At 37.2% G+C, this 18,059-nt stretch carries 15 protein-coding genes; 12 read left to right on the top strand and 3 right to left on the bottom strand.

The features are described 5' to 3' along the window. Nucleotides 1-154: 154 nt before the first annotated feature. The gene (gene dnaE, locus O9307_RS12905; protein WP_298299986.1) at nucleotides 155-4,699 is read right to left on the bottom strand and encodes a DNA polymerase III subunit alpha; all 4,545 of its coding nucleotides are present in this window, start codon (nucleotides 4,697-4,699) and stop codon (nucleotides 155-157) included. 700 nt (nucleotides 4,700-5,399) lie between these two features. On the opposite strand from dnaE, the gene leuC reads away from it, so the two are divergent. From leuC to leuB, 5 genes are all read left to right on the top strand, one after another. Next, nucleotides 5,400-6,794: a 3-isopropylmalate dehydratase large subunit gene (leuC, locus tag O9307_RS12900; protein WP_298299984.1), complete on the top strand. Its 1,395-nt coding sequence runs from the start codon at nucleotides 5,400-5,402 to the stop codon at nucleotides 6,792-6,794. Nucleotides 6,795-6,822: 28 nt separating this feature from the next. Further along, on the top strand, nucleotides 6,823-7,245 hold the full coding sequence (locus O9307_RS12895) for a four helix bundle protein (protein ID WP_298299982.1): 423 nt from the start codon (nucleotides 6,823-6,825) through the stop codon (nucleotides 7,243-7,245). Between the two features lie 133 nt (nucleotides 7,246-7,378). Beyond that, nucleotides 7,379-7,975: a 3-isopropylmalate dehydratase small subunit gene (gene leuD, locus O9307_RS12890; RefSeq protein WP_298299980.1), complete on the top strand. Its 597-nt coding sequence runs from the start codon at nucleotides 7,379-7,381 to the stop codon at nucleotides 7,973-7,975. 110 nt (nucleotides 7,976-8,085) lie between these two features. Further along, nucleotides 8,086-9,648, top strand: coding sequence for an alpha-isopropylmalate synthase regulatory domain-containing protein (locus O9307_RS12885; protein ID WP_298299978.1), 1,563 nt, complete (start codon nucleotides 8,086-8,088; stop codon nucleotides 9,646-9,648). A gap of 296 nt (nucleotides 9,649-9,944) precedes the next feature. Continuing rightward, nucleotides 9,945-11,006, top strand: a complete 1,062-nt coding sequence (leuB, locus tag O9307_RS12880) for a 3-isopropylmalate dehydrogenase (RefSeq protein ID WP_298299976.1) — start codon at nucleotides 9,945-9,947, stop codon at nucleotides 11,004-11,006. 111 nt (nucleotides 11,007-11,117) lie between these two features. On the opposite strand, the gene O9307_RS12875 is transcribed toward leuB, so the two are convergent. Together O9307_RS12875 and O9307_RS12870 are read right to left on the bottom strand one after the other, a co-directional pair. Beyond that, nucleotides 11,118-11,459 (bottom strand): RNA-binding protein, encoded by a 342-nt coding sequence (locus O9307_RS12875; protein WP_064715451.1) that lies wholly within the window; start codon nucleotides 11,457-11,459, stop codon nucleotides 11,118-11,120. A 151-nt stretch (nucleotides 11,460-11,610) separates the two neighbouring features. After that, on the bottom strand, nucleotides 11,611-12,081 hold the full coding sequence (locus tag O9307_RS12870; RefSeq protein ID WP_298299972.1) for a DUF6252 family protein: 471 nt from the start codon (nucleotides 12,079-12,081) through the stop codon (nucleotides 11,611-11,613). 195 nt (nucleotides 12,082-12,276) lie between these two features. Between O9307_RS12870 and O9307_RS12865 the strand changes: the two genes are divergently transcribed. From O9307_RS12865 to O9307_RS12835, 7 genes are all read left to right on the top strand, one after another. Further along, nucleotides 12,277-12,831 carry a 30S ribosomal protein S16 gene (locus O9307_RS12865; protein ID WP_064715449.1) on the top strand — a complete coding sequence of 185 codons (555 nt, stop codon included), beginning with the start codon at nucleotides 12,277-12,279 and terminating at the stop codon, nucleotides 12,829-12,831. Between the two features lie 15 nt (nucleotides 12,832-12,846). Then, nucleotides 12,847-13,371: a ribosome maturation factor RimM gene (gene rimM / locus O9307_RS12860; RefSeq protein ID WP_298299969.1), complete on the top strand. Its 525-nt coding sequence runs from the start codon at nucleotides 12,847-12,849 to the stop codon at nucleotides 13,369-13,371. 247 nt (nucleotides 13,372-13,618) lie between these two features. Next, nucleotides 13,619-13,975 (top strand): four helix bundle protein, encoded by a 357-nt coding sequence (locus O9307_RS12855; protein ID WP_298299967.1) that lies wholly within the window; start codon nucleotides 13,619-13,621, stop codon nucleotides 13,973-13,975. 103 nt (nucleotides 13,976-14,078) lie between these two features. Continuing rightward, nucleotides 14,079-14,786 carry a methyltransferase gene (locus O9307_RS12850; RefSeq protein ID WP_298299965.1) on the top strand — a complete coding sequence of 236 codons (708 nt, stop codon included), beginning with the start codon at nucleotides 14,079-14,081 and terminating at the stop codon, nucleotides 14,784-14,786. A 193-nt stretch (nucleotides 14,787-14,979) separates the two neighbouring features. Next, nucleotides 14,980-16,158 carry an acyl-CoA dehydrogenase family protein gene (locus tag O9307_RS12845; protein ID WP_064715446.1) on the top strand — a complete coding sequence of 393 codons (1,179 nt, stop codon included), beginning with the start codon at nucleotides 14,980-14,982 and terminating at the stop codon, nucleotides 16,156-16,158. An 88-nt stretch (nucleotides 16,159-16,246) separates the two neighbouring features. Beyond that, entirely contained in the window at nucleotides 16,247-17,029 is a 783-nt protein-coding gene (locus tag O9307_RS12840; protein WP_298299960.1) for a DUF3050 domain-containing protein, read from the top strand. A gap of 7 nt (nucleotides 17,030-17,036) precedes the next feature. After that, a complete protein-coding gene (locus O9307_RS12835) occupies nucleotides 17,037-17,792 on the top strand; it encodes an SGNH/GDSL hydrolase family protein (protein ID WP_298299958.1) in 756 nt (251 codons plus the stop codon). Nucleotides 17,793-18,059 lie beyond the last annotated feature (267 nt).

Genomic DNA, 18,059 nt, shown 5'->3' with positions numbered 1-18,059 from the left:
GCAAACTTATAATAATTTACAACACTCCAAAGAGAGCAACAAAACCAGTAGCTCCGAAAACGTTTTCTTGATATTGTAATTAAGAAAACAACCTTTAATTTGATTTTTTAAATGTTAAATCAACAACAATATGCAATTTATTTAACTCCAAAAATTAATTCAATTTGAAGTTAATTTGCATTTTTTCCAACTCAAACAACAGTTCATTCGAAATTTTTATTTTCACTTTTCGGCTTGGCATAGCCAATTTGGTCACAACTTTAATTTCTTCTATTTCCTCAACTTTGGTTGTAGAATTCACTACAGGATTTTCGAGATTTTCTGCTTCATCCGTTTCATTAGTATCTACAAAATCAGCATCTTCTATTTCCTCTATTGCAGTTGTCCTTTCTACCATTCGTCGCACTCGTTCCAACTCCATTACTTCAAACGTCACCGTATGTTCTCCTTTGTTTTGCAAAAATAATTGATTGAGCTTATAGATAAATTCAGCTTCAATATCCCTAATATTCAACAACAAGACAAGCTTTTTAGCATAAGCTTCTAAAACATCTTGCAATTGCTTCACTTCAACAAACTGAATTCTTGGCTCAGCTTTTTTGCCAGTTTCTTGATTCACCCAACCTTCTTTTACAAGAATCTTTATATAGGTAAAATTATTTTGAATGAAGAAATGACGAAACTTCAGGTATTCCTCTCCGAAAATTCGAAACTCAAAATTTTCATCATAACCTTCTAGGGTAAACATCCCCCATCCTTTTCCGTTTTTCGCCACGCGATGTTGCACATTATTAATGATACCGGCAAATGTCAAGTTTTTTCCAACATGTTGCTCTAAATTCTTGAGCGCTTCTAACCTAACATTACAGAAGTATTTCATCTCAAATTTATAATCATCTAACGGATGACCAGAAATATAGATACCAACTACCTCTTTCTCTTTGGCTAATTTCTCCATCGTGCTCCAATCTTCGCAAGGCGGCACAACGGGTTCAGCGATTTGGACTTCGCTGGTTTCCCCAAACAAACTCACTTGAGAGGAATTCTCATTCTCTTGGTATTTCGCTCCATAACGCATGGCTTTTTCATAAAAAGTAATACCATCGCCATCATCATGAAAATATTGCGCTCTTGTAGTACCTTCAAACGAATCGAATCCTCCTGCCAAAGCCAAGTTTTCGATGGCCTTTTTATTGGCCGCTCTCAAATCGATGCGTTTGGCCAAATCAAAAATGGATTTGTATTTACCGTCTTTTCTGTTTTCTACAATCGTAGCCACCGCACCAGAACCTACTCCTTTGATGGCTCCCATTCCAAAACGAACGGCGTAATCTTCATTTACAGTAAATTTATAGAAAGACTCATTAACATCAGGACCCAAAACCTGTAATCCCATACGTTTACATTCTTCCATAAAAAACGACACTTGTTTGATATCATTCATGTTATTTGAAAGTACCGCAGCCATATATTCTGCAGGGTAATGCGCTTTCAAATAAGCCGTTTGGTACGCAATCCAAGCATAACAAGTGGAGTGGGATTTATTAAACGCATAACTCGCAAAAGCTTCCCAGTCTTTCCAAATCTTCTCCAAAACCGTTGCGTCATGACCTTTCGCAGCGGCTTGCTCCACAAACTTCGGCTTCATTTTGTCCAATACATCTTTTTGCTTTTTACCCATTGCCTTACGCAAAACGTCGGCCTCACCTTTGGTAAAACCAGCCAACGATTGGGACAAAAGCATTACCTGCTCTTGGTATACCGTAATTCCATAGGTTTCAGACAAATATTCCGCACAAGCCTCTAAATCGTATTTGATTTCTTCTTCGCCATTTTTTCTTCGAACGAAAGACGGAATATACTCTAACGGCCCCGGACGATACAAGGCATTCATCGCAATCAAATCCCCAAAAACAGTGGGCTTCAAGTCCTTCATATACTTTTGCATACCAGGTGACTCGTATTGGAATATCCCTACTGTTTCACCTCTTTGAAAGAGCTCATAAGTTTTAACATCATCAATAGGAAAAGTATCGGGGTCGAGCTGAATTCCTGTTCGGTATTTGACCAACTTAACCGTGTCCTTTATCAATGTTAGGGTTTTCAACCCCAAGAAGTCCATTTTCAACAATCCTGCACTTTCAGCTACCGAGTTATCGAATTGTGTAACATACAAATCCGAATCTTTGGCGGTAGTTACCGGAACATAATTGGTAATGTCTGATGGCGTAATAATCACCCCACAAGCGTGAATCCCGGTATTTCGCATCGAGCCTTCCAATATCTTGGCTTGCTGAATGGTTTCTCCAGCTAAATCTCCGCCATTGGCAATCGCAATCAATTCTTTTACACTATCAAACTCATCCGAACGCAATGCTTTTTTAACTTCTTCTTCTTTTTCAGAAATAAAACGCGCCAAATTCCATTTTGAAGGCATCATCCCCGGAATTAACTTCGCAATTCTATCCGCTTCAAACAAAGGCAAATCCAGCACACGAGCGGTATCACGAATAGCCGACTTCGTAGCCATCTTACCATAAGTAATGATTTGTGCTACTTGATTGGCACCATATTTATTGATTACATAATCCATTACACGACCTCGACCCTCGTCATCAAAATCGATATCAATATCGGGCATCGACACACGGTCCGGATTCAGGAAACGCTCAAAAAGCAAATCGTATTTAATAGGGTCAATATTCGTAATTCCTAAACAATACGCTACCGCCGAACCCGCTGCCGAACCACGCCCAGGCCCCACAGAAACATCCATTTTTCTGGCTTCGGCGATAAAATCTTGTACAATCAAGAAATAACCAGGATAACCCGAATTGGAAATGGTTAGTAATTCAAAATCCAATCGTTCTTGAATCGACTCCGTAATTTCGCCATAACGTCGCTTTGCTCCTTCCATCGTAAGGTGTCGCAAATAGGCATTTTCACCACGAACTCCACCATCAACTTCATCTTCTGGCACTACAAATTCTTGTGGAATGTCGTATTTAGGTAACAATACGTCACGGTACAAGGAGTAAATTTCAACTTTATCTACAATTTCTTGAATGTTAATAATCGCATCAGGCAAATCGGCAAAGAGTTTTTTCATCTCCTCTCCCGACTTATAATAATATTCCTGATTTGGCAACCCATAACGATAACCTCGTCCTCTACCAATAGGCGTGGCTTGTTTTTCGCCATCTTTTACACACAACAAAATATCGTGCGCATTGGCATCTTCTTTATTTAAATAATAGGTATTGTTCGTGGCAATGAGTTTAACCTTGTGCTTCTGAGAAAATTCGATGAGTGTTTTATTCACCCTGTTTTCATCTTCTTGATTGTGGCGCATGATTTCGAGATACAAATCGTCTCCAAATTGTGCTTTCCACCAAAGTAAAGCTTCCTCGGCTTGGTTCTCCCCTACATTCAGAATTTTACTTGGAATTTCTCCGTATAAATTCCCAGACAAAACCATTATGTCTTCTTTGTACTGTTCGACTATAGCTCTATCAATTCTAGGCACATAATAAAAACCAGCCGTGTAAGCTATAGAAGCCATTTTGGCCAGATTGTGATAGCCTTTTTTATTCTTTGCCAATAAAACTACTTGATAACCATTGTCTTTCTTGGTCTTATCCAAATGATTATCACAGATATTAAACTCACAACCAACAATAGGTTTTATCTCGGTTTCAGTAGGCTCTTCTCCACTTTCTACCAATGCTTTGTTTTTTGCCGATGCCGATTTGTTGTGATTCATAACGGCGCTCACAAAATGGAAAGCACCCATCATATTACCCGTATCCGTCATCGCAACCGCTGGGAAATTATTTTTGGCTGTAGCCGCCACCAAACCACCAATCGCAATGGTGGATTGCAAGACCGAAAACTGCGTATGATTATGCAAATGAGCAAAAGCTGCAGCGGAAAAATCTTTCTTTTCTGTTTCGGTTAAAATTGGTGCATCAGTAAGAACACCCGAGGCTTTAAGCTGTTCTCGAATCGCATCAGAAGCTTTCTTAAGATTAATGTGCTTTAATCCAATTAGCGGAAAAGGGTCTGGATTTTTACTTTGGAATTCCTTGAAATAAATGGGTTCTACCTCCAACTCTTCTTTGGTAAAAACTTCTTTTCTAATTAATTCCAGAAAACATCTTGTGGTTGCCTCAACGTCAGCGGTAGCGTTGTGTGCTTCCGCGAAAGGTTGGTCAAATAAATACTGATGCAACTCGGTAAGCGTTGGCAATTTGAATTTACCCCCTCTACCACCAGGCAATTTTAGTAAGGAAGCCGTTACCTCAGTACACGTATCTAGAATCAGCATTTCACCCATAGGCGAAGCTACACCCAGACGATAGAACTCGCAACCCATAATATTGACATCAAAACCTACATTTTGACCGACAATAAATTTGGCTTTGCCCAAAGCAATATTGAACTTCTCCAATACTTCCGCCAACGGAATTCCCTCTGCTTGCGCCAATTCGGTAGAAATACCGTGAATTCGCTCCGCATCATAAGGAATATTGAACCCTTCTGGCTGCACCAAATAATCTTGATGCTCCACCAAATTACCCATATCATCGTGCAACTGCCAAGCGATTTGTATACATCTTGGCCAGTTATCTGTGTCAGATAATGGTGCGCCCCAACGCTTAGGTAATCCAGTAGTTTCGGTATCGAATATTAAGTACATAGGTTAAAATAACAAAGATTAAAATTCCAAAATCCAATTTTAAAACTCCTTAAAACATTGGTTTTATGGAGTATAAAAAACAGTACAATACAAATTGGCGGAAGTTCAAATTTAGTTTTTTTTTAAAGAAACTAGAGGCAAATTGTTTTTTTATTCCAACTATAACTGACAGTAAAAATTATAACGCCATAGCCAAAGGAATTCATACCCTTTTCATTAAAAAAACGCTAAATCTCATTTTTGGATGTCGTAGTTTTCAACTAAAAAAAAAGTGTTTTAAAGAACTTATTCCATCGATTTTAAACCTTGATATTGCATTAATTAGGATAGATAAAAACAGTACATTGTTGGCTATTTTTAATCAAAAAACGAGATTTAGATAGAAAAAACGCAGTGAAATCATTGAAAAAACGGTTTGTTTTAAAAATAACACAACAAAAGTCCTATATCTAAAAAGGATTTTTATTTTAAAAAAAGGAACTCAATTTTTTCTGAACACTAGCAAAACCATCCAAACTTTTCCCTTAAAAAAGAAAGTTTTAAATTCTAATCTTCCTTAGAAAAAGAATTTGGGTATCGTATATAATGAAATTTCAAAATTGACACTTTTTATTCGTTTGCTACATTTGCCTTCCAAGTTATACTTTTTGGGTAGCAACCCAACAAAAAAGACCAATACACTTAAAAAAAATAGTTAACAATGAGTACTACATTATTCGACAAAGTATGGGATTCGCACGTGGTGCGTAAAATTGAGGATGGACCAGATGTGTTTTTTATTGACCGTCATTTCATTCACGAAGTGACTAGTCCTGTTGCTTTTTTAGGTTTAAAAGCTAGAGGCGTTAAGGTGTTATATCCAGAACGCACTTTTGCCACTGCCGATCACAACACCCCAACAATAAACCAACATTTACCAGTAGAAGACCCTCTATCTGCTAATCAATTGAAAGCATTAGAAGATAATGCTACAGAATATGGTATTTCCCACTGGGGCTTAGGGCACCAAAAAAATGGAATTGTTCACGTGGTAGGACCTGAAAACGGAATTACTTTACCAGGTGCTACTATTGTTTGTGGTGACTCACATACTTCAACTCACGGTGCATTTGGAGCCATTGCTTTTGGTATCGGAACTTCGGAGGTAGAAATGGTGCTTTCTACACAATGCATTATGCAACCGAAACCTAAAAAAATGCGTATCAACGTAAATGGAAAATTGAGCAAAGGTGTAGGACCAAAAGACGTGGCTTTGTACATCATTTCAAAACTAACAACTTCTGGAGGAACAGGCTATTTTGTTGAATATGCTGGAAATGTTTTTGAAGAAATGTCAATGGAAGGCCGAATGACCGTTTGTAATTTAAGTATCGAAATGGGTGCTCGTGGAGGTATGATAGCTCCAGACCAAACTACTTTTGATTTTCTTGAAGGCAGACTGTATGCTCCAAAAGGAGAAGCTTGGACGAAAGCAGTTGAATACTGGAAAACATTGAAAACGGATGCTGATGCAGTTTTCGATGCGGAATTAACAATTGATGCCGCTGATATCGAACCCATGATTACCTACGGAACCAATCCTGGAATGGGAATTGGAATTTCTGCATCAATTCCAAGCGCAGACCAAGTAGAAGGTGGTGAGGAAACCTACAAAAAATCTTTGGCATATATGGGCTTCAATGAAGCTGATACAATGATTGGCAAAACAATCGATTATGTTTTCTTAGGAAGCTGTACTAATGGCCGTATAGAAGATTTTAGAGCTTTTACAGAAATTGTTAAGGGTCGCAAAAAAGCAGATAATGTTACGGCTTGGTTAGTACCTGGTTCACATGTTGTTGAAGCACAAATCAAAGAAGAAGGACTTTTAGACATTCTAACCGAAGCAGGTTTTGTATTGCGTCAGCCAGGCTGTTCGGCTTGTTTGGCCATGAACGACGATAAAGTTCCAGCTGGAAAATATGCCGTAAGTACTTCTAACAGAAACTTTGAAGGCCGTCAGGGTCCTGGATCAAGAACAATGTTAGCCTCTCCAATAATGGCCGCTGCTGCTGCTGTGACAGGAAAACTGACTGATCCAAGGGAATTGTTTTAAAAAGCTATTGGCTGTTAGCTTTTGGCTATTGGCAAAATTAGGAATAAATAGCAAAATAATTAATCAACTCGAAGCAAAAAGCCAACTGCCAAAGACTAGAAGCAAAAAAATGAGAGATTACAAAAACTATACAGTTTGGCAAGAAAGTCATCAACTAACCCTAATCGCTTATCAACTGACAAAAAGTTTTCCAAAAGAAGAACTATTTGGAATTACTAGCCAATTAAGGAGAGCTACGAGTTCAGTTCCAACAAATATCGCTGAAGGCTGTGGACGAGAATCAGATGCTGATTTCAGAAGATTTTTAATAATGGCCCATGGCTCTGCAACGGAAGTGGAATATTTGATTTTTTTAAGTGCTGAACTAAATTATGTTTCTAAAAGTGAATTTGATGAATTTACAGAAAAAGTAATAGTTCTTAGAAAACAGTTACGAAAATTAATTGATTAAATTAAAATAAGCAGTTGGCATTTAGCTATTGGCTATTGACAAACAAAAAAACAAAATAATAACAGGTTATAGGCAAAAGTTTTGGTTCAGAGAAGCCAAGAGCTAAACGCCAAAAGCCAAAAGCAATAAAAAAATGGCATACGATAAATTTACCATCCTTACCAGCAGTGCAGTGCCGCTGCCAATTGAAAACGTTGACACAGATCAAATCATACCAGCCCGTTTCTTGAAAGCCACCAAACGTGAAGGATTTGGTGACAATCTTTTCCGTGACTGGAGATATAATGGAGACGATACCCCAAAAGCCGATTTCGTTTTAAACGATGCTACTTATTCTGGAAAAATCTTAATTGGAGGGAAAAACTTCGGTTCTGGGTCTTCAAGAGAGCACGCTGCTTGGGCAGTTTACGATTACGGATTTAGAGCAGTAGTTTCAAGTTTCTTCGCAGACATTTTCAAAGGAAACTGTTTAAATATTGGGGTTTTACCAGTGCAAGTAAGTCCAGAATTTGCTGATACTATTTTTAAAGCAATAGAAGCAAATCCAAAAACTGAACTAGAAATCAATTTACCTGAACAAACCATTACTTTATTGGCTACTGGTCAAAAAGAATCTTTTGACATCAACGGATACAAAAAGAACAACATGATTAATGGTTTTGATGACATCGATTATCTAATCAATATCAAAGAAGAAATTGTTGATTTTGCGAGCAAACAATTGATATAGAACCTTAAGTTACTTACAACCCAATAGTGCTGTCCTATATCGTTTCTAAAATGATATAGGATTCGCTTTAAATAAAAAAAAGGATACTTTAATCCGAAAATAATTCCCCAATGGAACAGAAAAAGATTGAAATAATGGACACTACTTTACGCGACGGAGAACAAACTTCGGGCGTATCGTTTTCGGCTGCAGAAAAACTAACCATTGCTCAATTACTTTTAGAAGAATTGCATATTGATCGCATCGAAATTGCTTCGGCTCGCGTGAGTGAAGGAGAATTTCAAGGTGTAAAAGGCATTATGGATTGGGCGGCTACAAAAGGTTATACTGACAAAATAGAAGTTTTGTCTTTTGTAGATGGCGGAATATCTATTGAATGGATGAAGAAAGCGGGTGCCAAAGTTCAAAATCTTTTAACGAAAGGTTCTTTGAACCACTTAACCCACCAATTAAAAAAAACACCTGAACAACATTTTGCAGAAATTGCACAAGCAATCGAACTCGCCAATCAAAACGGAATCGCTACCAATGTTTATCTAGAAGATTGGAGCAATGGGATGCGCAATTCGCCCGAGTACGTATTTCAATATTTGGACTTTATCACGCAGCAACCCGTTAAAAGAATCTTACTTCCAGATACGTTGGGCGTTTTAATTCCTTCGGATACTTTTGAATTCATTTCTAAAATCACACAAAAGTACCCGGACATTCACTTCGATTTTCATGCGCATAACGATTATGATCTTAGTGTTGCCAATGTCATGGAAGCCATAAAAGCAGGAATCAGTGGTTTACACGTTACTGTAAATGGAATGGGAGAACGTGCTGGAAATGCTCCTTTGGAGAGTACCGTTGCCGTTATCAATGATTTTTTACCTCAAGTAAAAATCAATGTCAAAGAAACATCTCTATACTCGGTTAGCAAACTTGTAGAAACTTTTACTGGATATAGAATTCCGGCGAACAAACCCATAGTTGGAGATAATGTATTTACTCAAACCGCTGGTATTCATGCTGATGGAGACAACAAAAACAATCTGTATTTCAACGACTTATTACCCGAGCGTTTTGGAAGAAAACGAAAATATGCGCTTGGAAAAACATCAGGCAAAGCCAATATTGAAAAAAACCTTCAAGAACTTGGCCTTCAACTTAATGCAGAGGATTTAAAACTCGTTACGCAACGCATCATCGAATTGGGTGACAAAAAAGAAACAGTAACCAAAGAAGATTTGCCTTATATCATTTCAGATGTTTTGGACAGTCAGTCGTATCAAGAACGTGTGGTGGTCCAATCCTATGTTTTGGTTCATGCCAAAGGAATGCGCCCTTCAACTACACTTTGTCTTAAAATTGATGGAGAAATAATCGAAGAAAACGCACAAGGCGACGGACAATTTGATGCTTTTATGAATGCACTGAACAAAATTTACAAAAGCAAAAAAATGCCTTTACCTAAGCTCGTTGATTACGCCGTTAGAATCCCTCCAGGAAGTAGCTCCGATGCTTTGTGTGAAACGGTTATCACCTGGACAGCAAACGGAAAGGAATTCAAAACAAGAGGATTAGACTCCGACCAAACTGTGGCAGCCATTGTCGCTACGCAAAAAATGTTGAATGTTATCCCCTCACCGACCCTCCCCGAAGGGGCGGGAGACAAAACGGAAACGTAAAAATCAAACAATAACACCAAAATAAAGAAACATAAAACAATAAACCCAATCCATCAACATCCATTCTCCCTCTCCTTCGGAGGCAATGTCATTAAATTAAGGATTAAATGATAAAATGATTGCTGATTTTTGATTAACGATTTTTGATTGCTGATGTATAAGATACTGAAAATCATATAATTTTTACACACTTGCTCCAAAATCTAAAATCAAGAATCGTTAATCTACAATCTAAAATCTCTTAACTTAATGACATTGCCTTCGGAGGGGTTGGGTAGAGGAAAAAACTTTACTATATGAAATTAAATATTGCCCTTTTAGCCGGAGACGGCATCGGACCAGAAGTCATCAACGAAGCCGTAAAAGTATCTGATGCTATTGCGAAAAAATTCAATCACGACATCACTTGGACGCCAGCCTTAACAGGTGCTTGTGCTATTGACGCAGTTGGCGTGCCTTACCCAGACGAAACACACGAAATATGCATGAAAGCCGATGCGGTTTTGTTTGGAGCCATCGGACATCCAAAATATGATAACGACCCAAGCGCACCCGTTCGCCCTGAACAAGGTTTGCTTTTAATGCGTAAAAAACTAGGATTGTTTGCTAATGTACGTCCAACGTTTACTTTTCCGTCATTGATTGACAATTCACCTTTAAAAAGAGAGCGTATCGAAGGAACAGATTTGGTTTTCTTGAGAGAACTAACTGGTGGAATTTATTTTGGTGAAAAAGGAAGAAGAGATGATGGCGAAACTGCTTTTGACAATTGTGTATACACAAGAGCCGAAGTACAACGATTGGCCAAAAAAGGTTTTGAATTAGCAATGACACGTTCTAAGAAATTATGTTGTGTAGACAAAGCCAATGTACTAGAAACCTCTCGTCTTTGGAGAGAAACGGTTCAAGCTATGGCCAAAGACTATCCAGAAGTAGAAGTGAGTTATGAATTTGTAGATGCTGTCGCTATGCGTTTGGTGCAATGGCCTAACTCTTACGATGTATTGATTACCGAAAATTTATTTGGAGACATTTTAACCGATGAAGCTTCTGTAATTTCAGGTTCAATGGGATTAATGCCTTCAGCTTCTGTTGGAGAACACACCTCATTGTATGAACCCATTCACGGGTCGTACCCTCAAGCAACTGGACTAAACATCGCCAATCCATTGGCTACTATTTTATCTGCCGCAATGATGTTTGAAGATGCCTTTGGATTAAAAGAAGAAGCGCAAGCCATAAGAGCCGTAGTCAACAAATCACTAGAAGAAGGCGTTGTCACCGAAGACTTAGCTACAAAAGGAAGTAAAGCCTATAAAACTAGCGAAGTGGGTGATTGGTTAGTGGCTAATTTATAAAATAAAAAACCATTCTTCAGCTCCCTCTCCTTCGGAGAGGGCGGGGGGGTGAGGAAACAAAAAAGGGAACAATTTTTCAATTGTTCCCTTTTTTTATACTAGAAAAAAATATTAATATCTTCCTCCTCTGTCACCACCACCGCGGTTGTTTCCGTAACCTCCGCGTGAATCACCACCACGGTTGTTGTTGAAACTTCTTCTTTCGCCTTCTGGTTTTGGCTCAGATTTGTTTACAACAATTGCACGTCCTTGAACGGTAGCACCGTTTAATTCGTCAATTGCTTTTTGAGCTTCCGCGTCGTTTGGCATCTCTACGAAACCAAAACCTTTACTTCTACCAGTAAATTTATCCGTTATAATTTTAACTGAATCTACTGCTCCGTAAGCTTCGAAAGACTCTCTTAAATCTGCTTCCTCAATACTGAATGGAAGACTTCCAACAAAAATGTTCATATGTACTTATTTATAATAATGCAACAAATGTAGTCTTATTTTATTCTAATCTACTATCAATTAAAAGATTTATGCAATAATTATGAAAAAAAAGCAATTTCATAAGTCCTGTAACAAATTAATAACTAGACTATTTCGTCAAAGTCTTCACTTATGGAGACACTGGAACTTTGTAAAAAACACCTTGCGAAAAATAAAATTCTTTAACTTCTTGCGTTCCTGCTACAGGAGTAGTGATTACAAAAGTAAAAGTTCCAGTAATTGTTTTATTTACTTCATCGTATTCTGAAACAATGACCTTCCCTTTTCCCATTCCATTTTTTGAGGTGAGTGAAATCTCGGGCGAAGACTCTCTAGAAGTATACGTAACATAATCTACAGCACTATTGTCCAATAAATACCTTTTTTCTTGAACAGAAGAAAGATGCAAAGTTAAATTTTCCTTCAATGTTACAGCTTCAATTGCAATTGTACCATCATTAGACACAACCGCTTTGCTTTGTAAAGCACGCCAAAAAACATTGTCCTTCAAACCTTGAACAGAAGGATTATTGAAAATCACATCGTCTGAGCAAGAACTCATAACTAAAGCTAAAGCAACAAAAAAAAGTGTTTTTTTCATTCTATTAATTAATGAAATTGATTCGGTACAAATCTATAGTTTTTTTATTTCAAACAATAAAAAAAGACATAAGTAGCCGTTATTAAAAATCTAAATATGAATATTATAGCCCACTATAGTTTTTTTAAATAAAAAATGTATCTTTGCACCCTTAATTAATCGAGGTCGAGTACCTCAAAATTTAATCACAAGATTATGTCAGTAAAAATTAGATTACAAAGACACGGTAAAAAACAAAAACCTTTTTACTGGGTTGTAGCAGCAGATGCTCGCTCAAAAAGAGATGGTAAATACTTAGAGAAAATCGGTACTTACAATCCAAACACTAACCCAGCAACTATCGAATTAAATTTGGATAGTGCAGTGAAATGGTTGCACAATGGTGCTCAACCAACTGATACTGCTAAAGCAATTCTTTCTTACAAAGGTGCTTTATTGAAACACCACCTAGATGGAGGTGTTCGCAAAGGAGCTTTGACTCAAGAGCAAGCAGATGCTAAATTGGCAGCTTGGTTAGAGGAAAAAGCAAACAAAGTTGTTGCTAAAAAAGAAGGTTTGACTAAAGCTCAAGCTGCTGATAAAGCAAAAGCTTTGAAAGCAGAACAAGAAGTTAACGCAAAACGTTTAGCTGCACAAGCTGAAGCTGAAGCTGCTGCTATTGCTGCTGCAACTCCTGCGGAAGAAGTTGCTGAAGTTGAAGCTGAAGAAGCTCCAGCTGCAGAAGAGAATAACGAAACAACTGAAGCATAATTTTACAAGGCGACAATGCGTAAAGAAGATTGTTTCTATTTAGGCAAAATAGCCAAAAAATTTAGTTTCAAAGGGGAAGTCCTAGCTTATTTAGACACGGATGAACCTGAGTTATACGAAAACTTGGAATCAGTGTTTGTTGACCACAACAAACACTTGGTTCCTTTTTTTATTGAAAGTAGTTCACTGCACAAAAACGACTTTCTACGCATCCGTTTTGAGGACATTACTACCGAAGAACAAGCTGATGCACTCATTGGAAGTGACCTTTATCTTCCTTTAAAAATGCTTCCAAAACTAAGCGGAAACAAATTCTATTTTCACGAAGTAATTGGTTTTGAAGTAGAAGACAAACGCTTAGGATACGTTGGAGAAATTCAATCTATCAACGACACTACAGCACAACCTTTATTCGAATTACTTAAGGGCGACGCCGAAATCTTAATCCCAATGATTGACCATTTCTTGGTAAAAGTAGACCGCGAAAACAAAAAAATCATCATGGATTTGCCAGAGGGATTGATTGAGATGTACCTTTAATTAAAATTCCAAATAAAGAAATACCAAATTCCAAATAAAGGGGAATCACAAAAGAATATTCCAAAAAAGAAATTCCAAATTACAACCTAAAAGGAAATTCAAATACTGAAATTCTAAATTCCAATTTTGGAATGGAAATTCAGATATTTTAATCTAAATTTAAAATTCAAAATCAACAAGAAGAATCGATCTCCTTGTTAGAGTATTAAAATTTGGAATTTATTTATTTTTGGAATTTGATGTAATTATGAATAAACCTTATGATTTAGAAGAAAGAACTTTTTTATTCGCTAAAGAGTGTAGATTTTATGTTCAAAAACTACATAAAACTACTTCAAATATTGAAGATAACAAGCAATTAGTAAGATCCTCTGGGTCAATTGGAGCTAATTACATAGAAGCAAATGAGAAGCTTGGTGACAAAGACTTAGTTTTTCGTTTAAAAATCGCAAGAAAAGAAGCTAAAGAATCAATATATTGGATTCGCTTATTACACGAGCTGAATCCAGAACATAAAGAAACATCAGAATCACTTCTATATGAAGTTGAGGAATTAAGAAAAATATTATCTGCTATTATAACAAAAATAAATTCCAATATTTAAATACCAAATTCCAACAAAAAGAATTGTGCTCTCAAGTTTGGAATTTGGAATTTATCTCAAAAAGTATTGGAATTTGGAATTTAAAAAATTGGAATTTTAATTTATGTTTACATTTAAACAATTCGTTGTTGAACAAGACCGTTGCGCTATGAAAATTGGTACGGATGGTGTACTATTGGGCGCTTGGGCTCCAATTCACAATCATCCTTTCAGCATTTTAGATATTGGTACTGGAACTGGCATCATCGCTTTGATGTTAGCACAAAGAAGCGCAGCACAGCAAATTGACGCTTTAGAAATTGACGAAGCTGCTTACGAGCAAGCAACCGATAATTTCGAAAATTCACCTTGGAACGATAGATTGTTCTGTTTTCATGCCGGTTTGGACGAATTTATAGAAGAACCGGAAGAAGAATATGATTTGATTGCTTCCAACCCACCTTTCTATTCTGAAGATTACAAAACTGAAAATGAATCACGCGACTTAGCCCGATTTCAAGACGCTATGCCCTTTGAACAATTACTCGAAGCTGCAGATTTACTGCTTTCTGAAAACGGAATTTTTGCAGTCATTATTCCCTTCAAAGAAGAAGAAAACTTTACTGCTTTGGCCAAAGAATTCGAATTGTATCCTTTAAAAATTACTCGTGTCAAAGGAACACCAACTACTGAAATCAAACGTAGCTTACTGGCTTTTAGCAGAAATAAAACTACCGACTTGGCAATTGACGAGTTGGTTATCGAAACCGCAAGACACGTCTATACTCCAGAATATATCGAATTAACTAAGGATTTTTATTTGAAGATGTAGTTACCGACCTGCTAATTAGCTGATAAGTAATGATTTTTTTACATTTTCACTATTCCAATTCTAAATTAAAATGTAATTTTATATTGCAATTGAAAAAGCTATAAATTTGAAATGAATTTAAAAAAATATAACATTTTTAAGTAGTTTTGTTATATTTCTTTATGTAGATTTGTTGCCATAAAATTTTCGAACCATGAAACCAGACTTATTTCAATCTCCTGATTACTATAATCTTGACGATTTATTAACCGAAGAACACAAGTTAGTGCGTGACGCCGCAAGAGCTTGGGTAAAAAGAGAAGTATCCCCAATTATAGAAGACTATGCCCAAAAGGCTGAATTTCCAAAACAAATCATCAAAGGTTTGGGAGAAATTGGCGGTTTTGGCCCCTACATTCCTGTTGAGTATGGTGGTGCTGGATTGGATCAAATATCCTACGGACTCATTATGCAAGAAATTGAACGCGGGGATTCTGGCGTGCGCTCTACTTCATCTGTACAATCTTCTTTGGTAATGTATCCAATTTGGAAATACGGCAACGAAGAACAACGCATGAAATATTTACCCAAACTAGCTACTGGAGAATTCATGGGCTGTTTTGGATTGACGGAACCTGACCACGGCTCTAACCCAGGTGGAATGACCACCAACTTCAAAGACAAAGGCGATCACTATTTATTAAATGGTGCGAAAATGTGGATTTCTAACGCTCCTTTTGCTGATATTGCTGTAGTTTGGGCAAAGAATGAAGAAGGACGTATTCACGGTTTAATCGTTGAACGCGGCATGGAAGGATTCACTACTCCTGAAACCCACAACAAATGGTCTTTGAGAGCTTCGGCTACTGGAGAATTGATTTTTGATAATGTAAAAGTTCCTAAAGAAAACTTGCTACCCAACAAATCAGGATTAGGCGCACCACTAGGTTGTCTAGATTCTGCTCGTTATGGAATTGCTTGGGGCGCCATTGGAGCTGCTATGGATTGCTACGATACCGCTTTGCGTTATGCCAAAGAGCGTATTCAATTTGACAAACCTATAGCAGGAACTCAATTGCAACAAAAAAAATTAGCCGAAATGATTACTGAAATCACCAAAGCGCAATTGCTAACCTGGAGATTAGGCGTCTTGAGAAATGAAGGCAGAGCGACTTCGGCTCAAATCTCAATGGCCAAAAGAAATAATGTCGATATGGCAATTCATATTGCTCGTGAAGCCAGACAAATGTTAGGCGGAATGGGAATTACAGGCGAATATTCTATCATGCGCCATATGATGAATTTAGAATCGGTAATTACGTATGAAGGCACCCACGATATTCATTTATTAATTACAGGAATGGACATCACAGGAATTGCAGCTTTTAAATAAGATAAACAACTATTAAAGTATTTATAAAATCAATTATAGAAGCTTCTTGGTAACAGGAAGCTTTTTTAATTTTACAAAAAAAATCCCAATGAACATTACCTACATCAATTCAAAGATAGCTTCTCAAAAAGAACAACTTTTAAATCATAGTCTATATCAGAAAGTACAAAATCTAGAAGATTTACATAGTTTTCTAGAAACGCATGTGTATGCAGTATGGGACTTTATGTCGCTTTTGAAAGCTTTGCAAGCCAAATTAACCTGTACAACAACGCCATGGTTTGCAACTCCCAATCCAGAAACACGCTATTTAATCAACGAAATTGTTTTGGCTGAAGAAACCGACCTTAGTATGGACGGAAGACACTTAAGCCACTTCGAAATGTACCTAGAAGCTATGGAAGCTTGCGGTGCAGACACATCAGGAATTACTAATTTCCTTAACGAAGTGCAATCCTTTCAGAATATTTTTGTGGCTATTAAAAAAAGCCAATTATACCCGAATATTAAATCATTTTTGGATTTTACTTTTCAGGTAATTGAACATGGTAAAGCGCATGAAATAGCCGCTGCGTTTACCTTCGGAAGAGAAGATTTGATTCCAAGTATGTTCACGGAAATTCTTCAAAACTTCCAAAAGAATTTCCCTGAAACGGATTTAAAACAATTGATTTACTATTTCGAAAGACATATCGAATTGGATGCAGACGAACACGGACCAATGGCCATGCAAATGATAACCGAACTTTGCGGCAACGATGCTAAAAAATGGGAGGAAGTTGAAGCCATTTCGATCCTTGCCTTAGAAAAAAGAATAGGTCTTTGGAACGGTATCGAACAACAATTAAGTTTGACAATGGAAACCGCTTAAAAAAGGTATGGAACAGTTTTCGAAACATTTAAAAACAGCATTACGCCTTTTCATTTTGATAGTCGTGGTGCTTTTTTTCAACCAATGTTCTGGCGAAAACACAACGGTTGTTCCCCAACCCGAAAGTAACCCAGCCCTTCAACCTGTTAACAAAAAAGTAACTTATATCGCCCTAGGGGACAGCTATACGATTGGACAAAGTGTGTGTCCTACATGTCGTTTCCCAGAGCAATTAAAGAAAAAACTTGAAACCACTATTCCTGGTTTATCGGTAGACTTAAAAATCATTGCGCAAACAGGCTGGACCACTTCTAATCTAATCCAAGCGATTAAAGAACAGCAACCAACTACCGATTACAGCTTAGTAACCCTACTTATTGGAGTAAACAATCAATACCAAAATAGAGAATTTAGCCTTTATGAAAGAGAGTTTCCACAATTGGTTCAAACAGCCACCACTTTAGCCAAAGGCAACAAAGACAATGTTATTGTGGTTTCGATCCCTGATTATGCTTACACTCCCTTTGGACAACAAACAGGAAATGCAACAAAAATATCCACTGAGTCAGACCGTTATAATGCATTCGCAAAAAGTTATTGCGATGCCAATGGTATTACTTTTATCAACATCACCGACATCACAAGACAAGGCCTAAAAGAGACTTATTTGGTAGCTAAAGATGGTCTGCATCCCTCAGAAAAAGCCTATTCGTTATTTGTTGACAGAATAGCTCCAAAGGCTAAAGTAGTAGTTCAAAAATAAAGCCCCATCGTTCCCGCGCTACACGCAGGCTGGGATTAAAGATGCGTATTCTTTCGGTTAAAAACAAATATATCAAATACAAACTGTTTTCAAATTAAGCCAATTGCCCAGCTTGCTTGTAGCGTGTGTTGAACTAAACCTTCGGTAGCACCAAGCAAATGATTTAGTATCTTACGAAGATACTTAAAATTCGTAAATTATGACTACAAAAAAAAGAATCCGGAAGCATTAAGGGAAAATAAAATCCTACATCAAGCCAAACGGGAA

Source organism: Flavobacterium sp., from assembly GCF_027531905.1.
GTDB lineage: Bacteria > Bacteroidota > Bacteroidia > Flavobacteriales > Flavobacteriaceae > Flavobacterium.
Note: the sequence above shows the minus strand (reverse complement) of the source record. Positions and strands in the feature narration are given on the sequence as shown.